The organism is Thalassotalea sp. PLHSN55 (assembly GCF_052030545.1).
GTDB lineage: Bacteria > Pseudomonadota > Gammaproteobacteria > Enterobacterales > Alteromonadaceae > CANMXU01.
This window is the reverse complement of record NZ_JBPDIH010000003.1, coordinates 292,390-311,664: the sequence shown is the minus strand read 5'-3', so window position 1 is coordinate 311,664 and position 19,275 is coordinate 292,390. Positions and strand designations below refer to the sequence as shown.

15 protein-coding genes are annotated in these 19,275 nt (G+C 40.8%); 7 read left to right on the top strand and 8 right to left on the bottom strand.

Annotated elements, in window-relative coordinates; all coding sequences use genetic code 11:
- Positions 1-200 precede the first annotated feature (200 nt).
- Complete coding sequence (locus tag ACRRSQ_RS07270) at positions 201-2,549, top strand: TonB-dependent receptor (RefSeq protein WP_440875048.1); 2,349 nt, start codon at positions 201-203, stop codon at positions 2,547-2,549.
- Between the two features lie 70 nt (positions 2,550-2,619).
- Here the strand turns inward: ACRRSQ_RS07270 and ACRRSQ_RS07265 are convergent, their stop codons facing one another.
- Positions 2,620-3,651: an AraC family transcriptional regulator ligand-binding domain-containing protein gene (locus ACRRSQ_RS07265; RefSeq protein ID WP_440875047.1), complete on the bottom strand. Its 1,032-nt coding sequence runs from the start codon at positions 3,649-3,651 to the stop codon at positions 2,620-2,622.
- A gap of 128 nt (positions 3,652-3,779) precedes the next feature.
- Between ACRRSQ_RS07265 and ACRRSQ_RS07260 the strand changes: the two genes are divergently transcribed.
- From ACRRSQ_RS07260 to hemE, 3 genes are all read left to right on the top strand, one after another.
- Positions 3,780-4,760, top strand: a complete 981-nt coding sequence (locus tag ACRRSQ_RS07260) for an NAD-dependent epimerase/dehydratase family protein (protein ID WP_440875046.1) — start codon at positions 3,780-3,782, stop codon at positions 4,758-4,760.
- 52 nt (positions 4,761-4,812) lie between these two features.
- Positions 4,813-5,277 (top strand): cupin domain-containing protein, encoded by a 465-nt coding sequence (locus ACRRSQ_RS07255; RefSeq protein WP_440875045.1) that lies wholly within the window; start codon positions 4,813-4,815, stop codon positions 5,275-5,277.
- A gap of 690 nt (positions 5,278-5,967) precedes the next feature.
- Positions 5,968-7,035 carry a uroporphyrinogen decarboxylase gene (gene hemE / locus ACRRSQ_RS07250; protein ID WP_440875044.1) on the top strand — a complete coding sequence of 356 codons (1,068 nt, stop codon included), beginning with the start codon at positions 5,968-5,970 and terminating at the stop codon, positions 7,033-7,035.
- 138 nt (positions 7,036-7,173) lie between these two features.
- On the opposite strand, the gene hutH is transcribed toward hemE, so the two are convergent.
- Genes hutH through hutC form a run of 3 tightly spaced genes read right to left on the bottom strand, consistent with a single transcriptional unit; the run spans position 7,174 to position 11,172 of the window.
- Positions 7,174-8,709 carry a histidine ammonia-lyase gene (gene hutH, locus ACRRSQ_RS07245; protein ID WP_440875313.1) on the bottom strand — a complete coding sequence of 512 codons (1,536 nt, stop codon included), beginning with the start codon at positions 8,707-8,709 and terminating at the stop codon, positions 7,174-7,176.
- A gap of 2 nt (positions 8,710-8,711) precedes the next feature.
- Complete coding sequence (gene hutU / locus ACRRSQ_RS07240) at positions 8,712-10,418, bottom strand: urocanate hydratase (RefSeq protein WP_440875043.1); 1,707 nt, start codon at positions 10,416-10,418, stop codon at positions 8,712-8,714.
- A gap of 52 nt (positions 10,419-10,470) precedes the next feature.
- Complete coding sequence (hutC, locus tag ACRRSQ_RS07235) at positions 10,471-11,172, bottom strand: histidine utilization repressor (protein WP_440875042.1); 702 nt, start codon at positions 11,170-11,172, stop codon at positions 10,471-10,473.
- A gap of 174 nt (positions 11,173-11,346) precedes the next feature.
- Between hutC and hutI the strand changes: the two genes are divergently transcribed.
- Entirely contained in the window at positions 11,347-12,606 is a 1,260-nt protein-coding gene (gene hutI, locus ACRRSQ_RS07230) for an imidazolonepropionase (protein ID WP_440875041.1), read from the top strand.
- Positions 12,607-12,685: 79 nt separating this feature from the next.
- Here hutI and ACRRSQ_RS07225 read toward each other — a convergent pair whose 3' ends face one another.
- A complete protein-coding gene (locus ACRRSQ_RS07225; protein WP_440875040.1) occupies positions 12,686-12,922 on the bottom strand; it encodes a hypothetical protein in 237 nt (78 codons plus the stop codon).
- Here ACRRSQ_RS07225 and ACRRSQ_RS07220 point away from each other — a divergent pair.
- A complete protein-coding gene (locus ACRRSQ_RS07220; RefSeq protein WP_440875039.1) occupies positions 12,921-14,768 on the top strand; it encodes an EAL domain-containing protein in 1,848 nt (615 codons plus the stop codon). The genes ACRRSQ_RS07225 and ACRRSQ_RS07220 overlap by 2 nt on opposite strands.
- Positions 14,769-14,790: 22 nt before the next feature.
- Here ACRRSQ_RS07220 and rraA read toward each other — a convergent pair whose 3' ends face one another.
- Positions 14,791-15,276 (bottom strand): ribonuclease E activity regulator RraA, encoded by a 486-nt coding sequence (gene rraA, locus ACRRSQ_RS07215; protein WP_440875038.1) that lies wholly within the window; start codon positions 15,274-15,276, stop codon positions 14,791-14,793.
- Between the two features lie 280 nt (positions 15,277-15,556).
- On the opposite strand from rraA, the gene ACRRSQ_RS07210 reads away from it, so the two are divergent.
- Positions 15,557-17,416 carry a methyl-accepting chemotaxis protein gene (locus ACRRSQ_RS07210; protein WP_440875037.1) on the top strand — a complete coding sequence of 620 codons (1,860 nt, stop codon included), beginning with the start codon at positions 15,557-15,559 and terminating at the stop codon, positions 17,414-17,416.
- Positions 17,417-17,520: 104 nt separating this feature from the next.
- Here the strand turns inward: ACRRSQ_RS07210 and ACRRSQ_RS07205 are convergent, their stop codons facing one another.
- Both ACRRSQ_RS07205 and hslU read right to left on the bottom strand, forming a co-directional pair.
- On the bottom strand, positions 17,521-17,880 hold the full coding sequence (locus ACRRSQ_RS07205; RefSeq protein WP_440875036.1) for a gamma-butyrobetaine hydroxylase-like domain-containing protein: 360 nt from the start codon (positions 17,878-17,880) through the stop codon (positions 17,521-17,523).
- A gap of 37 nt (positions 17,881-17,917) precedes the next feature.
- Complete coding sequence (gene hslU, locus ACRRSQ_RS07200) at positions 17,918-19,246, bottom strand: HslU--HslV peptidase ATPase subunit (RefSeq protein WP_440875035.1); 1,329 nt, start codon at positions 19,244-19,246, stop codon at positions 17,918-17,920.
- Between the last annotated feature and the right edge of the window lie 29 nt (positions 19,247-19,275).

The following is a 19,275-nucleotide window of genomic DNA, read 5'->3' as shown; positions in this document are numbered from 1 at the left end:
TTCCTTAATTTCCATCTTTTCTTGCTTATATAAGCTTTTGATTCATATATCTTGATTGCACTTATGTGTAACTTTGTTTGGTGCTTTTGTCGTAATTTGTCAAGAAATAGGCGTGTTCTGTGTGGTTAGCTATAGGGGAAGATGGTTATATAACAGTGAATTATTACAAATTGAATGCGCTAAAGTGCATCGGGGAAAGTATGAATATAACAACAACATTCAAAAAAACAGCAGTAGCTATTGCTTTATTATCGTCTTTTTCAAGCCAAGGAATATCTGCAGAAGAGGCCAGCGCAGATGAAGATAAAGGCCTTGAAGTTATTATGGTGACGGCGCAAAAACGGGTACAAAATGTTAAAGAAGTACCTATTTCAATGAGCGCGGTTAACCAAGAAAAACTCATGGAAAACAATATTTCTGATACAGAAGAATTATCAGCTTATATTGCTAACTTTTCAGTAAGTGAGTCGGGGCAAGGTTTTAACGTGATAATGCGCGGTTTAGGCTCAGGGCCAAACCAAGGTTTTGAACAAACCGTAGGTACCTTTGTTGATGGTATTTATCGCGGTCGTGGTCACTTAATGCGTAGCGCCTTTCTTGATTTAGAACGTGTCGAAGTATTACGTGGTCCGCAAAGTGCTTTGTTTGGTAAAAACACTACCGCGGGTGCTTTAAATTTAACAACGGCTAAGCCGACAGAAGACTTACAAGGTTACATTAATACTAGTTATGACTTTTCATTTGATGAAACAACAATAGAAGGTGCTGTTTCTAACAGTATTACTGATAACCTACAGGCACGTGTTGCATTGAAGGTTATTGATGGTGGTGGTTACCAAGAAAATACGGTTACCGGAAATGACGAAGTCGGCCATGAAACGTATAACGCTCGTGTAACACTAGCTTGGCAGCCAAGTAGCGATTTGAATGTTACCTTATCCGCACAGCATGATAATGATGAGCTTACCGGTTATGCACCAAGTCAGGTCTATATTGAACCGGCAGTGGCGGGCAGTGGCGCACCAATTTTAGGGATCATAAAAGACTGGGAACTAGATGATAAAAGCCATAAAACTAACCCCGCTTTAGGTGAAGTTGAAGCGGCGACTTTTGAGGCTGACCACGTTACATTAAACCTTGAGTATGACATGGGCGACTTAGTGTTAACGGCGACATCGGGTTATCAAGACTATGAATTAAGCCAAAGCAATGACGCTGACCAAAGTGTTCTGCCTATGGTATATCGAGCTTTAGGTAATGAAGCTTTTACCCAAATAAGCCAAGAAGTGCGTTTAACCTCGGCCAATGACGGTGCTTTTAACTATATTGCCGGTGTTTATTATCAAGAAACTGACCTTGATTATGATGAGATTTATCGCGTATATCCTTTGGTCATTGATGGTGATAGACAGTTCAATGTTGACTCAAAAACTCAAGCAGTATTTGCGCAATTTAACTATCAATTAAGTGAGCAATGGGAGGCGACTTTAGGCTTACGTTATTCGAATGAAGATAAAGACGGCACGCGTGACTTTACGTCTTTATACCTGCCAACAGGCAAGCCAATCGTTGAAACTGATTTAGTGACGCTAGATCCTGCAATCGCTGCAAGATTCGGTCTACCCGCGCAAATGCCTGGAATTAATTATTCAATTGGCGTATTAAAGGGCGCTCAAGATATTATTGATCATAACTTAGCGGAAAGCCGTTCAGAGTCTCATTTTACCCCATCATTAAACATTAAATATAAACTAGATAATATGATGTTTTACGGCTCAATTGCTACAGGTGCAAAAGCGGGCGGTTTTGACTCGCGCTCGAACAATGACAGTAGAGAAAAGTTTGAATTTGATGACGAGTCAGTTATCTCATATGAACTTGGTTCAAAACTGACTTTAGACGACGGCTTGGCGGATATTAACTTTGCCATTTTTAATATGGAGTTTGAAGATTTACAAACGACAATATATGACGGTAGCACGGGCTTTTTTGTTGAAAACGGTGGCCTAGCAACATCACGTGGTATAGAAATGGATGGCCGCTGGGCATTTGCTGATAATTGGTTATTAAGTGGTAGCGTTGGCCTGTTAGACTTTAAATGGGATGAGTTTACCGGTGCTAAGTGCTTTAAAAGTGCAACAGTTACACCCGACAACGTAGAAGAAGGTGGTTTATCGTGTGATATGAAAGGCAAAACTAATGCCTTTGCTCCTGATTTTTCTGGTAGTTTAGCACTGGAATATTATACCGAACTGAATGATTTATTTGAGTTGAAAGCAACTGTTGATTTGATTCATAAATCTGACTACTACACGAATGCGGATTTAAACCCTTGGACACAGCAAGAAGCGTATACCAAGTTAAATGCTCGTGTTTCATTACTTGATATCGGTGGTACCTGGCAAGTGGCTTTATTAGCGAAGAATCTTACCGATGAAACCACAGCCAGTTTCTCAATTGATATGCCATTAATGCCAGCTGGTTTTTACAATGTTTGGACCGAACCTGGACGCAGTGTTTCGATGCAGTTGAGCTATAACTTTGAATAAAGGCTAGTTAATGTAATTGTGTTATAAAAGCTCTAAATGTTTATTTAGAGCTTTTATATTTGAGACTAATTTACATATGTTTTAAGCGGGTAAATCGCTTTCGCGGTGAATGAATAGTACGGTACTCTTTGGGGGAAGTATTATTCCAGCGTTTAAACGCACGCGAAAATTCACTGTAATTTGAAAAACCTAAAACATCAGAAATATGGTTCAAACTTAAGGTTGAATCAATCAAATATTGTGACGCTAATTTGTTACGCACATTATCAACAATCTTTCTAAAACTGGTATTTTGACTGCTTAAATGGCGCTGTAGGCTGCGCACACTTATCGCCATTTGATCAGCAACCGCTTCGATACTCAATGGCGTTATGGCAATATTTTGTCTGATAATATTTTCTACAAACTGCGGTACTTCATCAACATAACCAATGTTGTCACTGTTAAACTGCGCGGCAAGAATATTTAATAAGGTAGGATCGGCTGCCGCTATCGGCAACTCAAGTGCTTTTTTGGAAAAACAAATGCCGTTAAAGGTGCTATTAAAATTGGGCATAATGCCCAAGTAATTTTTAAAGGAAGCTCTATTTTTTGGCGAGCTATGTTGCAAATGTAAACTAGTAATATTGGCGTTGTTAGAGGTTAATGTTGTTAATATATTTACGCCAAGTCCCAATGCCAAATCTGTCGCTTGTGCTGTGCTATCAATGGTATTTAAATTAATTGCATAAGACCAAGTAACCCGATCATTTTCAACCGTTAAGCCAATATCTGCCGAAGTTAAGTGATGATGAAAAAAACGCTTAAAATTAATTAACGCATCGCCTACCGTTTTACAGTTTTTTAATAAGTAACTGATCGACCCCAATAACTCGATATTTTGCATACAACCTAAATGCAAACCAAAATTTGGCTGTTTTAATTCTGTTGAGGTGATATTTAGCAGCTTAATAAAATCATTATATTGCATGTACATATCAGGCGTAGACAATAACTTTTTAGACAAACCGACTTTATGCAAAAAATAGGTATGATCACCGTTAAAATTTTCAACGGCTTGATCAAAATGACTTAATGCTGCTGCACGAACGAGATCTAACATTGACGTTATTAGTCCTTTTCTTGTCGTAATAAGTAAAGCTTTAACCAGTCTACTTTAATAATGTTGTAATCAAATTGAATTGTAAAGTTAATAATTGGTATCTAATTGTTAACTTGTAAGGTGCGTAGATGTCAGCAACTGAATTTCAAAAGGTTTTTATTACGGGTGCTAATGGCTTTATTGGTCGCAAGCTGGCCGAAAAGTTTCGTCAACAAGGTGCGCAAGTATGCGGTATGGATATGGTAGAAAACCTTGAGCAAAATATTGTTAAAGGAACGCTGTCGCATCCAGACACTTGGCGAGATATGCTGCAAGGTTGTGATCTTGTTATTCATACCGCCGCTGTGGTGTCTAACGCACTAAGCTATGAGCAAACATGGCAGGTGAATGTTGAAGGTACTAAAACAGTGCTTGATGAAGCAATTGCTTGTCGCAGCGTAAAGCGCTTTGTGCATATATCGTCGGTAGCCGCTTGTGGTTTTGAGTCGACAACGACAATTGATGAGTCTATGCCTTTAAAAACACAAGGGCACCCCTATCGCGACAGCAAAATTCTTAGTGAACACTTAGTGATGAATTACCATAGCCAAGGCAAAATTGACTGCACTATTGTCCGCCCTGCTGATGTGTACGGTCCTGGCTCCCGACCTTGGGTGATCACCCCGATTGAAGAAATGAAAAAAAATAAATTTATTGTGCCAAAGGGCATGTTTGGTCCAGTTTATATTGACGATTTAGTCGAGGGCATTTATTTAGCGGCGTATAAAGATGCTGGCAAAGGGCAAATTTTTATTATCTCCGGCGATCAAGAAGTCACCAATACTCAATATTTTGGCTACTTAGCAAATATGTTAGGCAAGCACAAAGTACCAACCTTACCCAATAGACTATTAAATTCAGTAGCATTTTTGAATGAGTCTCTATTTCATTTGTTTGGTAAAACGACCGAAATCAACCCAAACACCATGAAAATGTTAAGCCGGCCATGTGCCGATTATAGCCATGCAAAAGCACAGGCGTTATTAGGTTATCAGCCTAAAGTGAGTTTGTCTGATGGCATGGAAAATAGCCGCCAATGGCTGCAAGACAATGGTTACTTACAATCATAATCAAAAATTACAACAAATAGGCTGGTATTAGCCACATTAGAGGAGAACAAGTATGTCTGACGAAATGAGTATATTAAGGCAACCACAAGACTGGTTACCGATAGCAATTCCGGGTGCAGAAGGTACGTCATTAAAAGTATATAAAGCAGATGAAGAAAATCAGCGTGTACTCATAGGCGTAAAATTTGAGCCTAACGCTAAAATGCCACGCCATGTTCATCACTGCACAGCAATTGCCTATACCCTTGCGGGAACCTGGGCTTACGATGAAGGCAGTTTTGAACAAGGTGATGTTGCTTATGAAAGTGTTGGCAATGATCATACGCCGTGGAGTGATGAAGGCGCAGAGCTATTTATTGTCTTTGATAGCCCAGATGGACGATACATTGATAATTACATGCCTGACGGTTCTATATTGCATATGGGCTTCCCTTTTTTAAAAGCATTAGAAGGCCTGTCGTTAACGGATTTTTCCAAGTTAGATATTCATAGCCTAGTGGATATTCGCCAAGCTTAGGCGCTATATACTCATCTACTGCCTGTGCGCTAATTACAGGCAGTAGCAAACGGCTTACTTCTTTTACTTCCCTTCTACCTTTTCTAAATTGTCTACGTCACCAGTTTGCAACTAACTACGTTTAGAATTTATCTTTTCCTGTTGGCATTTTTTTGCAGACACTTATTTGTGTGTTAAATCATTTTTTGAGGTCATTAAATAACGATAAAGCCGTTTGTATGTTAAAAAACTGTCGCTACCTTTAAGCTTGTACGAGTTTTAAAGGTTGTGCGAAAAATAGGGCGTATTGAAAAGCGAGCGAGAGATAAGTGAAAAATAATGGGTCAGAAATAAAAAAGCCTTACCAAACGGTAAGGCCGAAATGCTCGCTGTATGGGCTTGTTTTACAAGCTTCTTATTAATTATTTTCGTTCTTTTATTATTGTTATTATCTAAGCGCGGGGTAATTTATAACAAAGGGATATTTAGCTTGCAACAACTTTAATAGAGCATAAACTCGACGATTATTTTCGTATAACATTGTAAATTTGTGTAAATAACCGTAAGTAATTGAAAATGAGTTTGTTTTAAAAATGACCAACTTTTTTTATCGATTGAAAAAAAATTGCATCAAGAGAATTGATTTGTGTCATAGATCATATTTTAGGGGGGTGCTAGAATGTGCGCCATAAAAGTTATGAGGAAAACTGCGTGACAGAATTAAAAAATGACAACTACTTAAGAGCTTTACTTCGCCAACCTGTTGATTACACCCCTGTGTGGATGATGAGACAAGCAGGTCGTTATTTACCTGAGTACCGTGAAGTACGCAAAGATGCTGGCGATTTCATGTCAGTGTGCCGTAATGCTGAATTGGCTTGTGAAGTGACCATTCAACCATTACGTCGTTTTCCTTTAGACGCAGCTATTTTATTCAGTGATATTTTAACTATTCCTGACGCGATGGGCTTAGGTCTTTATTTTGAAACCGGTGAAGGGCCAAAATTTGAGCGTCCGATCACTTGTAAAGCAGATGTCGATAAAATTGGCATTCCTGATCCTGAAGGTGAATTACAATACGTAATGAATGCGGTTCGTACTATTCGCAAAGAACTCAATGGCTCTGTGCCATTAATTGGTTTTTCTGGTAGTCCATGGACACTAGCGACATACATGGTTGAAGGTGGTAGTTCAAAAGGTTTCACTAAAATCAAAAAAATGATGTTTGCTGAACCACAAACCTTGCACCTATTGCTTGATAAGTTAGCTGACTCAGTTATTTCTTATTTAAATGCGCAAATTGCAGCAGGCGCGCAATCGGTCATGGTATTTGATACTTGGGGTGGCGTATTATCACCTCGTGATTATAAAGAATTCTCATTGCAGTACATGCACAAAATCGTTGACGGTTTAACGCGTCATAACGACGGTCGTCAAGTACCTGTTACCTTGTTTACTAAAAACGGTGGCATGTGGCTAGAAGACATCGCGGCAACAGGTTGTGATGCCGTTGGTCTTGATTGGACCATTGATATTGAAAATGCCAAAGCACGTATTGGTGATAAAGTTGCGCTACAAGGTAATATGGACCCTTCAATGTTATATGCGCCTAAACCACGCATTGAACAAGAAGTATCGAAAATATTAGCTGGCTTTGGTGAAGGTGGTACAGGTCATGTATTTAATCTAGGTCATGGTATTCACCCAGATGTAGATCCTGAGCATGCTGGTCACTTTATCGACTCAGTACATCGCTTAAGTAAGCCATATCATAAATAGATAACAGTAAGTTTATAAACAAAAGCCAGCAATAATATGCTGGCTTTTTTGTTGATGCGTTTTATTTTCGGCTTGTCGCTTGTCGCTTGTCGCTTGTCGCTTGTCGCTTGTAGCTTGTAGCTAAAGCCCTGCGCACGGCTATAAACTTGGCAGTAGTTGCGCAGGCATTAAGGTATTTAATGCACCTTTGGTAATAATTTTAGATGCCTCAACCATGTCTGGTGCAAAGTAACGGTCTTTATCATAAAAACTGACTTTTTCGCGCAATATGGCTTTGGCTTGCTCAATTTTATCTGCTGCTTTTAGTGGCGCTCTAAAGTCTAACCCTTGTGCGGCCGCTAAATACTCAACCGCTAACACACCATTGGTATTTTCGTTCATATCTTTTAAGCGACGTCCTGCAAATGTCGCCATAGAAACGTGATCTTCTTGGTTAGCTGATGTTGGCAGGCTGTCAACAGAAGCAGGGTGTGCTAATGATTTATTTTCAGAAGCAAGTGCTGCAGAGGTTACTTGTGCGATCATAAAACCAGAATTCACACCACCGTTGTCGACTAAAAATGGCGGTAATTTGCTTAAACTCGCATCGATAAGTAACGCCATTCTGCGCTCTGACAAGGCGCCAATTTCAGCAATCGCTAACGCTAAGTTATCTGCTGCCATGGCAACGGGTTCTGCGTGGAAATTACCTGCCGAAATAAAGTCGCCTTCATTGGCAAATACTAACGGGTTATCGGTAACGCCATTCGCCTCAACATGCAGTACTTCAGCGGCTTGGCGAATTTGTTGTAAACATGCGCCCATCACTTGTGGCTGACAGCGCAGTGAATAGGGGTCTTGCACTTTTTCACAGTCGACATGAGAGCGGCCAATTTCAGAGTCACTATCAAGAATATGGCGATAAGCCATGGCGGCGTCAATTTGCCCTTTTTGACCACGTACTTGATGTACGCGAGCATCAAATGGTGCACGACTGCCCTTAGCTGCTTCAACTGACATTGCGCCTACTGTTACGCCTGCAGCAAATAAATCTTCTGCATGGAATAAACCTTCAAGGGCAAAGGCCGTTGATGCCTGCGTGCCGTTCAGTAGCGCTAAACCTTCTTTAGCAGCTAAAGTGAGTGGTGCAATTTCGGCAATTTTTAACCCTTGGTTTGCTGGCATTACTTCACCTTGGTAGCGCATTTCACCTTCACCTAATAGAGGTAAAACCATATGTGATAATGGCGCTAAATCACCGGATGCACCAACAGAACCTTTTTTCGGAATGCACGGGTAAACTTTGGCATTAAGTAAGGTAATTAACGCTTGAATAACTTGTAAACGAATGCCTGAAAAACCACGTGACAATGAATTAATTTTTAATACCATCATCAAACGAACGGTGGCGTCATCCATAAAGTCGCCAAAACCTGCAGAATGGGAAAGTACAATTGAACGTTGTAATAATTCCAGCTCGTCGTTTTTAATGCGGGTACTGGCGAGTAAACCAAAACCGGTATTAATACCATAAACGACGCGATCTTCTTTGATAACTTGTTGCACGGCTGCCGCGCTTTTATTAATTTCGTCAAAAGCCGTTTCATCTAGGCTAAAAGTCATGTCGCTGCGTTTTGCCACTTGGCGTAATTGTGCTAGCGATATTTTACCTGGAATAATATTGAGTGTTGTCATCATTACGCTCCCTTTTGTCCGTTAGCACCGTCAACCATTGGCAAGTCTAACCCTTGTTCTTGTGCGCAATTAATGGCGATGTCATATCCAGCATCGGCATGGCGCATAACACCCGTTGCTGGGTCATTCCACAATACGCGACCTAAACGTGTTGCTGCTGCGTCGGTTCCGTCTGCAACAATCACCACACCAGAGTGTTGACTAAAGCCCATACCAACACCACCGCCGTGATGTAAACTTACCCAAGTTGCACCACCTGAGGTTGATAATAACGCGTTTAATAATGGCCAGTCAGACACAGCGTCTGAACCGTCAAGCATGCTTTCTGTTTCGCGATTTGGCGAGGCAACTGAACCTGAATCTAAATGATCGCGACCAATGACCACTGGCGCTGATAATTCACCATTTTTCACCATTTCATTGAAGGCTAATGCAAGGCGAGCTCGGTCTTTTAAGCCGACCCAACAAATACGTGCAGGTAAGCCTTGAAATTCAATACGCTCACGCGCCATATCTAACCAATTATGTAGATGTGGATTGTCAGGAATAAGCTCTTTTACTTTTGCATCTGTTTTGTAAATGTCTTGTGGATCGCCAGACAATGCGACCCAACGAAATGGCCCAATGCCTTCACAAAATAATGGACGCACATAAGCCGGTACAAAACCTGGGAAGTCAAAGGCATTTTCTACGCCTTCTTCCATTGCCATTTGGCGAATGTTGTTGCCATAATCTGTGGTAGCTGCGCCAGCTTTTTGTAAATCAAGCATGGCTTGCACTTGCACGGCCATAGATTGCTTCGCTGCTTTTACCACTGCGGCTTCATCTTTTTCACGCATTTGCGCGGCAAATTCCATGCTCCAACCTTGCGGTAGGTAACCATTTAATGGATCGTGAGCAGAGGTTTGATCGGTAACAACATCAGGGGTAACACCGCGTTTTACTAATTCTGGAAAAACATCAGCAGCATTACCTAATAGACCCACTGAAACGGCTTCACCTTTGGCTGTCGCTTCATTGATCATCGCTAGCGCTTGGTCAAGATCAGTGGCTTTTTTGTCAACGTAGCGGGTTTTTAAGCGAAAATCGATGCGAGATTCATCACATTCAACCACTAAAGCAGAGTAGCCGGCCATAGTTGCCGCGAGAGGTTGTGCGCCACCCATTCCACCTAAACCACCAGTAAGTACCCACTTACCTTTGGCACTACCACCAAAATGCTGCTTAGCCATAGCAACGAAGGTTTCATAAGTACCTTGCACTATGCCTTGTGAGCCAATGTAGATCCAAGAGCCAGCGGTCATTTGACCGTACATCATCAAACCTTGCTTATCGAGTTCGTTAAAGTGCTCCCAATTTGCCCAGTTAGGTACTAAATTTGAATTAGCAATTAAAACGCGTGGCGCATTTTCGTGGGTTTTAAAAACACCGACGGGTTTGCCTGATTGCACCATCAGGGTTTCATCGTCTTCTAGGCGCTCTAACACTTCAATTATTTTATCGAAACATGCCCAATTGCGCGCGGCACGGCCAATACCACCATAAACTACGAGTGACTGAGGGTGCTCAGCAACTTCTTCATCAAGGTTGTTCATTAGCATGCGTTTAGCGGCTTCTGTTAACCAACTTTTAGTGGTTATTTTACTGCCGCGATCAGCACGTATTTTTCGGCTGCTATCAATACGGCTTTCTGTGATTGATTGAGTCATTGTACTCTCCTCAAATTGGATCTTAATTGCGTTAATTATTGTTGTCGCTTGTTTAAAATACTAAATGGCTGCCTAGGCGATATTTATCACCCGGTGTTGTTAAAATCGCTACGCTGACTACGCCTTGGCGTGACCAGGTTCTGCGTTTTACTTGCAAACAAGCGGTGGGTTTTGAAATGGCAAGTTTTTGGCAAATGTCGTCATCTGCTAATACTGCTTCCACTTCATGTGTTGCTTCGGTTAATGGTGCAACCATAGATAGATATTCGTGTGGTGTTGTTTTGGTAAAGTTCTGAGCGATGTATTCGGGCGTTAATAAACTATTAACAAAGCGCTGCTCTAATTGGATCGGTTGGTCATTTTCAAAGTGCAGTATTTCTGAATAAAAGACTTCAGTGTCTTGGCTAACATTAAGTAAAATAGCCATCTCTTTATCGACTTCAACCGATTTTAGTTGCAGTTGTTGGGCACTGTGTTGGTGGCCGCGATCTTCAATTTCATCGGCAATATTTTTAATTTCCAATAAAGACGATTGCGATTTAAAGGTTGCGACAAAAGTACCTGCACCTTGTGAGCGCACTAAAACACCTTGTTCAGTGAGTTCTTGCAAGGCTCGTCGTGCCGTCATTCTACTAACATGAAATTGGGCAGATAATTCATTTTCTGACGGCACTTTACTGTGTTGCGGCCATTCACCAGATTCAATTTGTTGGCAAATATGCTGCTTTATTTGGCTAAACTTGGGCACTGTCATTATCTTTACCTTGCATAAATTATCTATAATTATGTTACGCATTGTACCTATTTAACTTGTATATACAAGCTTGCTTGTCAATTTAATATCAGCTAAAGTGACAGCATATTAATACAGCTAATTGGTCTAGCCGTTAGCTAGAACTAAAAAATTACCCAATAAACAGAGATATATATGACAATGCAGCAGGCTATCAACAGCACTTCTTGGCAAACGCTTTGGCTAAATGTAAATATAGCCAGTATGAACGACGGCGCCAGTAGTTACGGCATCATTGAGCACGCTGCTCTGGCTATCGCAGAAGGCAAAATTGTTTGGTTAGGAAAAATGCAAGACTTGCCAGACTATGACGAACAACAACCGCAAGTCTTTGATGGTAAAGGTGCATGGCTAACACCCGGCTTAGTTGATTGTCATACCCACCTTGTTTACGGCGGCAATCGCGCCAATGAATTTGAAATGCGCTTACAAGGGGCAAGTTATCAGGAAATTGCCGAAGCAGGCGGTGGTATTGTTTCTACGGTAGCGGCAACCCGAGCAGCAAGTGAACAAGCCTTGTTTGATGCCGCCTTGCCAAGGCTTAAGTGTTTATTTGAACAAGGTGTGACCTGTGTTGAAATAAAATCAGGTTATGGCTTAAATACCGACACCGAAATTAAAATGTTAAAAGTCGCGGAAAAGCTAGCTGAAACATTGCCGGTTACCGTCAAACGAACATTTTTGGGCGCACATGCTCTGCCTGTTGAATATAAAGGACGTGCTGACGATTATATTGAATTAGTTTGCCAAGAAATGTTGCCTATTATTGCCAAAGAAAAGCTGGCTGATGCGGTTGATGTGTTTTGTGAAAGCGTAGGTTTTAGTCTTGAGCAAACACAGCGTGTTTTTGCAAAAGCCAAGGCGCTAGAGTTACCAGTAAAAATTCATGCTGAACAATTGTCAAATTTAGGTGGCAGTGCGCTCGCGGCGAAATACCAAGCGCTGTCAGCAGATCATATTGAATACCTAGACGAAGCTGGCGTAAATGCAATGGCAACCTCGGGCACCACCGCGGTATTGTTACCCGGCGCATTTTATTTTTTACGTGAAAAGCAATTACCACCAATTGAATTACTTCGAAAATATAAAGTGCCAATGGCGATTGCCACTGATGCCAATCCGGGTTCTTCCCCCATTCATTCATTGCAACTTATGCTAAATATGGCGTGTACGCTTTTTCAATTAACGCCGGTTGAAGCCTTAGCGGGTGTTACCTGTAATGGCGCGCAGGCGTTAGGGCTTGGTCAAACAAAAGGTAAAATTGCCTTAGGTTACGATGCCGACTTTGCCTTGTGGAACATTAGCCAGCCAGCAGAGCTATGTTATCAATTTGGCGTAAACCCACTTGTTGCGTTAATTCAAAATGGTAAATTGGTGATAAATCATCAAGCGTAAAGCGGGCTTATTACTGTACAACTTAGGCGCTTTTAAGTAGTCTTAATAGACTGTGTAGATATTTTTTCAGTCAAAGGCTTTAACTGATGAAAAGTTTTCTAATACGCAGGTTATTAACCCCAATAACCTGCGTTTTTTCAAGTATATTATGTGTTTCGTTTCCCGCGTTTGCCGCTGAATTTTCCTTTATAGAATTTAATATTGCCTTTGTTTTAGGCCTCAGTTTGCCTATTCTCATTATCTCTGGACTAATGAAGCCGTTAGTTTCAGTGAAATGGCGTTTTCCTGTTCTAATCTCTTGCTCGTTAATGGTCATGCTTTATTCGTTAGCATACCTTGCACCAATGCAGCCTTTATTCCTGTCTGCAGCGAGTATTTTTCTGGTGCTGCTGTATTTATGGCCGCTCAATATTGAAGAAAAACAACAATCGACATTAGAAAAAACTACCTTAACTGTCGGTTTAGTCACTACATTAGTCTTTATTGCTGTTACTTGGTTAGCGGCAAACGTTGAATTATCTCTCGCTTGGCTAGTGTTTAGTATTATATCTTTGCTATTAAGTGGCCTGCGTATTGTAGATTTTGTTAAGCATTCAAACGTACGCGCCCTGCGTTTGGTGGTGCAATGGTTAGTGGTGTTTACATTTATCGCGAGTGTTTATTTGTGGTTAGGTCAACAAATACATACCGATTGGTTAGTGATCAGCTTAGTGGGCAGTTTTGTTATTACCGTGGTTAACGGTAGTTGGTTACTAGTAAACCTCACGCTTGCTAAATTTGCGTCTGGTAAAGCGGTCTCGCAGTTGGCCGTTGAGGATGTATTTTTATATAGCCACGATCCGGCAACAAATTTGCCTTCATATCAGCATGCCTTGCACCGTTTTGAAAAGGCGCTTAAGGCTAATAATCAGGCCAAGTATGCGGCCATCGTATTTAAACCGACAAATTTTCAGCAAGTTAATACCGTATTAGGGCATCACAACTCTGATTTGCTATTACTGCAATTTGCTTATTGCTTGCAAAAGTTTGTTGAATCAAATGACGCTCTACTTAATTTCGAAAATAAGCCTGAGGCAGTTCGTATTGCTCGCTTGCAGAGCCTGCATTTTTTAGTGGTGCTAGATGTTAGCCAAAGCCATCACCCAGAAAAAACGGTGATTGAAAATTTATGTCAGCAAATTAGCGCCGCAGTGCCAGAAGCGATGAGCTTCAAGAGTTTTTCACTGCATTTTGAGTTGGCCTTTGGCATTGCTATGTCAGGTGAGCACGGCGTTGACGTTGACGAACTTATTTCATTTGCTGGCGATGCGCTATTGTCTGCCGAAGAAAATGGTGCCTTATTACGTTATTTTGATCACCAACGCACTATTTATGCTGAGCAGCAGCTGAGTCAAATGGAGCAGTTAAAAGCGGATATTCGCGCTGACAATTTACACTGGCACCTTCAACCTAAAGTGCATACAAAAGAGCGCTCATTTAAAGGGTTTGAACTTATGGTTAATTGGCGAATTGGTGAAACTAAGCCGATTCAATTGCAACAATTTAACCAAATCGTAGAGCACAGTGGCGACGCCTATCTTTTAACCAAGCTTATGATTGAAAAAGCGTTTGACGCCTTAGTCATCCTTCAGCAACACCAAGTTTTTGAACCAGTGGCTATTAATTTAGTTAGTAAACAAGTGCTTGAGCCTGATTTGATCGAATTTATTGAAGCACAAATTGAGCAACGTGGTATTGCGGGTCAATATTTAATGATTGAATTGACTGAGTCTGTGCTTTTAGATGCTTCGGCGAAAGCAAAATCGATTATTGATCAGCTTAAAACGCTTGACGTTAAAGTGGCAATAGATGCCTTTTCGGGAAGTTATGAATCGCTGCGATATATTCGAAAAATGTCGATAGACCAAGTGAAAATAGACTGTCAGCTGTTGGGAAATCCAGAAAAAACTACAGACAAAGCGATTATCAATGCGCTGATAAGTTTAACTCGCTCGATGCAGTTACCTTTGGTTGGTGTTGGTATTGATACTACCGAAGTTGAGCGAATATTTTCATCGATTGGTGGTGAATTAGTGCAAGGACAAGCGGTTGGCCGTGGTATTGCCATCGATGATTTTGACAACTGGTTACAGCATTCGCTCAATAACGAGAGCCAACCTTAAGTGCGCATTTATTATTAAGCACTTACTCAATATCGAGTGGTTCAGGTGATAAAATAATACCGGTATTATCCACGTAAACAAGATCATCAGGTAGAAACGTCACGCCACCAAAGTTAATGGCTAAGTCGCTTTCACCGGTTAAGCTGTCGGTTGCACCAACTGGAATTGATACTAACCCTTGAATGCCGATGTCAATATCTTCTAGGGCGTCAACGTCTCTAACGCTACCGTAACAAATAATGCCTTCCCAGCCATTTTTTGCTGCCGCTTCAGCAATATAAACATCGATTAACGCTCTGCGTGTTGAGCCGCCTCCGTCAATCACTAAGACTTTTCCACTGCCATCACTTTCTGCGAGTTGACTGATCAAGCCGTTATTTTCGAAACACTTAACGGTGACAACTTGCCCACCAAAAGAGCTTATACCGCCATAATTACTAAAAATAGGTTCTACCACATCGACTAAGTCGGCATAGGTGTTACATAATTCTGAAGTATTATATTCCATGGATTCACTCGTTTAAGTTTTGCCTAGTATCAACAGTAATTAGTATAACTTGCTCAGATTAAGGTACAACGTTTTAAACAATACTTTACCAAAAAATCAGCGAAGTATTGATTTATATGCCGTTGGCACGCTAACTAAAAGCAACGCTAAGTCTATGTTGCTTAATTATTAATGAAAAAACCGCAATTTTCCCTAACAATCAAGCATTAATCACTAGCTTTAATTGACGTTGTACTATACTCATTTGAAACTGTAATTCATTAACGTTTGGACTTTTACTATGTTAATAAAGCACAAAATGCTCGCCAATACGCTAATCGCGGTTGTTTCAATGGGCATCATGATTGGTTTGTTAGTTTATACTATGAATTCGCTACAAGCTGATATTGCCATAGCACGAGATATTGGAAAACTTGAAAGCTCTATTTTAGAGCTTAGGCGCAATGAGAAAGATTTTATTGCACGTAAAGATTTAAAGTATTTAGATAAGTTTAAAAAGACCATGGCTTTTACGCAAAAGCATGTTGGCAGTATTGCGCAACAATTAGCAGCGCAAAATATTGATGCCAAAGAAACGGCATCAGTACTGAACGTATTAAAAACATATCAGCAAAAATTTGAACAGCTAGTTCAACAGCAGCAAAAAATTGGTTTACATCCAAAAGACGCTCTTTATGGTGAGCTGCGAGCTGCGGTGCATAATATAGAAGAGTTAATTGGCGACCAAGATTTTAGGCTGCTCAGTGATATGCTGCAATTACGACGTAATGAAAAAGACTTTATGTTGCGCCTTGACGATAAGTATGTCGATAAACTCAAAACCAATGCCATCCATTTAGCTGATGATGTTAGTGCCAGTGATTTACCCGAACAGCAAAAAGACACGATTAAGCAGCTAATTAACGTTTATCAAACCAAATTTATCAATTTAGTCGACGCGCAAAAAGTGTTTGGTTATAAGGCTGACCAAGGCTTGCTAGGTGAAATGCGCTCTGCTGTGCATCAACTTGATGTCATGCTAGAAAAAATGCTAGTTAACAGTAAGCAATCGGTTGATGAACATACCAGCTTTATTAGCACATTAGCGATAGTTGTTTTTATCATTGTGGTACTCATTGCGGTTACTTCAGCATTTTTATTAAGCCGTAATATTCTCAATAACATCGACAGCATGAACGGTTCGATGAACACCATAGGTATTGAAAACGATTTATCGATTGAAGTGAATACCAGCAGTGGTGACGAGCTTGCGCAAATGGCTGCGGTGTTTAATTCAATGATCGGCAATTTTAGAAACCTTATTAATGAAGTGAGCTTATCCGTGACTACTGTTAATCAAGCGACTCAAGGTTTGTCAGAAAACATTCATACTGCAAACGAAGGGGTGGAAGTACAAGTTCAGCAAACCGATATGGTGGCAACTGCAGTTACGGAAATGGTAGCGACGGTTGATGAAATTGCGAAAAATACCCAAGAAGCCGCTAAAAAAGCAGAAACCACTAACATCAACGCTGAGCAAGGGCATCAAGGTGTTTCGCGTACTATTGAGCAAATAGATTTGCTGTCTGAAAAATTGATTGAGTCCGAAAATGTGGTTCAAGAGCTTGCTAAAGACAGCATTACCATTGGCTCTGTGCTCGACGTTATTCGCGGCATTGCAGAGCAAACTAATTTACTAGCACTAAATGCCGCGATAGAAGCGGCTCGTGCTGGTGAACAAGGGCGAGGATTTGCAGTGGTGGCTGATGAAGTAAGAACGCTTGCCAGTCGAACACAAGACTCGACCCAAGAAATTGAAAGCATTATTCATTCATTGCAAGCAAGAACTAAATCGATTGTTGAGCATATGAACACCTGTCGATTGCAAGGGGAAGAAAGTGCCAACCAAGCAAGCTCTGCCGGTGAAATGCTCATTGAAATTGCCAGTGATGTGTCAACCATTATGGAAATGAATACTGCGATTGCCACGGCAATTCAAGAGCAAAGTACCGTAGCTTCTGAAATGAACGAACATGTTATTTCTATTCGTGATGTTGCTGAACAAGCGGGCGAGTCAGCGAAGAGCAATGCGCAGATGAGTGAAGAGCTGAGCCAACAAGCGCAAGTGTTAAAAACGGAAGTAAGCCGCTTTAAAGTATAAAAGCGGGTAATGTTTCGCTAAAACAAGCTAAAAAAAAGCCTAAAATCTTGACGGATTTTAGGCTTTTTACTGTTAATTATTTAAACCGAAGTCAGGTTAGTTAGCTACAGTTGTTTAATATCGATATTTGCTTCGCGATTATGAGCACTATTTGCGATATTGGCTAAATAACCCTTCCAGCGAATATCGTATTCATGAAACAACTGAATTAGATACGTTGTGCCATAAATCGCGCTATGGTCATCATCAAAAAGAAAACGGTAACCGTGTTTGCCGACCGATTCTATTTTTCTAATTTGCACCATTTTTTTGTGACTAACGATGTTGTTACCTTGGTGACTTTGCACTAAAGGTGAAAATACCCGTAAGTACTCAAAAGGTAAGGTGATCACCGACTGCTGATCTAATTCAACTAAGAGCAGTTTTTCATCTTTTTTAAGGGTAAAACAGCTGATCTGAGACATAGTGTCACCTTGTATTTTGAGTATTTAGTTAAGCCGACTATAAAATAAAGCGGCTTAAATCTTCATTTTTAACCAATTCGGTTAATGTGCGCTCAACAAAATCTTGGTCGATAACAACTTTTTCACCACTGCGATCGTTGGCAGTAAACGATAATTCTTCAATTAAGCGTTCCATCATAGTATGTAGTCGGCGAGCACCAATGTTTTCAGTGCTTTCGTTAACTTGCCATGCAGCATTGGCAATAGCACTAATACCACATTCACTAAATGAAATATCAACACCTTCAGTGGCAAGTAATGCAATATACTGCTCAGTTAGTGAAGCGTTTGGTTCAGTTAAAATGCGCACAAAATCATCGGTGGTTAACGCTTTAAGTTCAACACGAATTGGCAAGCGACCTTGTAATTCAGGGATCAAATCAGACGGTTTTGCCATTTGAAAAGCGCCTGAGGCGATAAATAAAATGTGGTCAGTTTTTACCATGCCGTGTTTAGTACTAACGGTAGAGCCTTCAACTAATGGCAGTAAATCACGTTGTACACCTTCACGAGAAACGTCTGGGCCTGAGGTATCGCCACGTTTACAAATTTTGTCAATTTCATCAATAAAAACAATGCCATTTTGTTCAACAGACTCGATGGCTTTTTGTTTGATGTCTTCTTGATTAACAATTTTGGCTGCTTCTTCTTCTTGCAACGCTTTAAAGGCATCTTTGATTTTTAATTTACGTTTGTTCTTTTTCTCGCTCGACATGCTTTGGAACATGTTTTGTAATTGCGAGGTCATATCTTCCATGCCAGGCGGTGCCATAATTTCAACGCCAACAGGTTGTGCCGCTAAGTCGAGCTCAATTTCTTTGTCGTCTAACTTACCTTCACGTAATTTTTTGCGGAAAATTTGGCGGGTACTGCTGTTGTCAGGTTGTTCTTCTGCGCCAAAACTATCGCGTGGATTTGGCAATAGCACATCTAAAATGCGCTCTTCTGCCGCTTCTTCGGCTAAGTGTTTTACTCGTGCCATTTCTTGCTCTTTAGTGAGCTTAATCGCCATATCGGCTAAATCACGAATAATGGTTTCAACTTCTTTACCTACATAGCCGACTTCAGTAAATTTAGTCGCTTCTACTTTGATAAATGGTGCGTTGGCAAGTTTGGCAAGGCGTCTTGCAATTTCCGTTTTACCAACACCAGTTGGTCCGATCATCAAAATATTTTTTGGCGTAACTTCGCTGCGCAATTCTTCATTTAATTGCATACGGCGCCAGCGATTTCTTAAGGCAATAGCAACGGCACGTTTGGCGTCGCTTTGACCAACAATGTGGCTGTCTAGTTCATGAACAATTTCACGAGGTGTCATATTCGACATAAATAATTCCTTGGCTTTACTTAATACGC

Excerpts from the sequence above, each read along its gene's own strand:
- ACRRSQ_RS07260 (WP_440875046.1), top strand. The coding sequence starts at position 3,780 with ATGTCAGCAACTGAATTTCAAAAGGTTTTTATTACGGGTGCTAATGGC.
- hutU (WP_440875043.1), bottom strand. The coding sequence starts at position 10,418 with ATGACTCAATCAATCACAGAAAGCCGTATTGATAGCAGCCGAAAAATA.
- rraA (WP_440875038.1), bottom strand. The coding sequence starts at position 15,276 with ATGGAATATAATACTTCAGAATTATGTAACACCTATGCCGACTTAGTC.
- ACRRSQ_RS07255 (WP_440875045.1), top strand. The coding sequence starts at position 4,813 with ATGTCTGACGAAATGAGTATATTAAGGCAACCACAAGACTGGTTACCG.
- ACRRSQ_RS07205 (WP_440875036.1), bottom strand. The coding sequence starts at position 17,880 with ATGTCTCAGATCAGCTGTTTTACCCTTAAAAAAGATGAAAAACTGCTC.
- ACRRSQ_RS07210 (WP_440875037.1), top strand. The coding sequence starts at position 15,557 with ATGTTAATAAAGCACAAAATGCTCGCCAATACGCTAATCGCGGTTGTT.
- hutC (WP_440875042.1), bottom strand. The coding sequence starts at position 11,172 with ATGACAGTGCCCAAGTTTAGCCAAATAAAGCAGCATATTTGCCAACAA.
- hutI (WP_440875041.1), top strand. The coding sequence starts at position 11,347 with ATGACAATGCAGCAGGCTATCAACAGCACTTCTTGGCAAACGCTTTGG.
- ACRRSQ_RS07270 (WP_440875048.1), top strand. The coding sequence starts at position 201 with ATGAATATAACAACAACATTCAAAAAAACAGCAGTAGCTATTGCTTTA.
- ACRRSQ_RS07220 (WP_440875039.1), top strand. The coding sequence starts at position 12,921 with ATGCTTTATTCGTTAGCATACCTTGCACCAATGCAGCCTTTATTCCTG.
- hutH (WP_440875313.1), bottom strand. The coding sequence starts at position 8,709 with ATGACAACACTCAATATTATTCCAGGTAAAATATCGCTAGCACAATTA.
- ACRRSQ_RS07225 (WP_440875040.1), bottom strand. The coding sequence starts at position 12,922 with ATGACCATTAACGAGCAAGAGATTAGAACAGGAAAACGCCATTTCACT.
- hslU (WP_440875035.1), bottom strand. The coding sequence starts at position 19,246 with ATGTCGAATATGACACCTCGTGAAATTGTTCATGAACTAGACAGCCAC.
- ACRRSQ_RS07265 (WP_440875047.1), bottom strand. The coding sequence starts at position 3,651 with ATGTTAGATCTCGTTCGTGCAGCAGCATTAAGTCATTTTGATCAAGCC.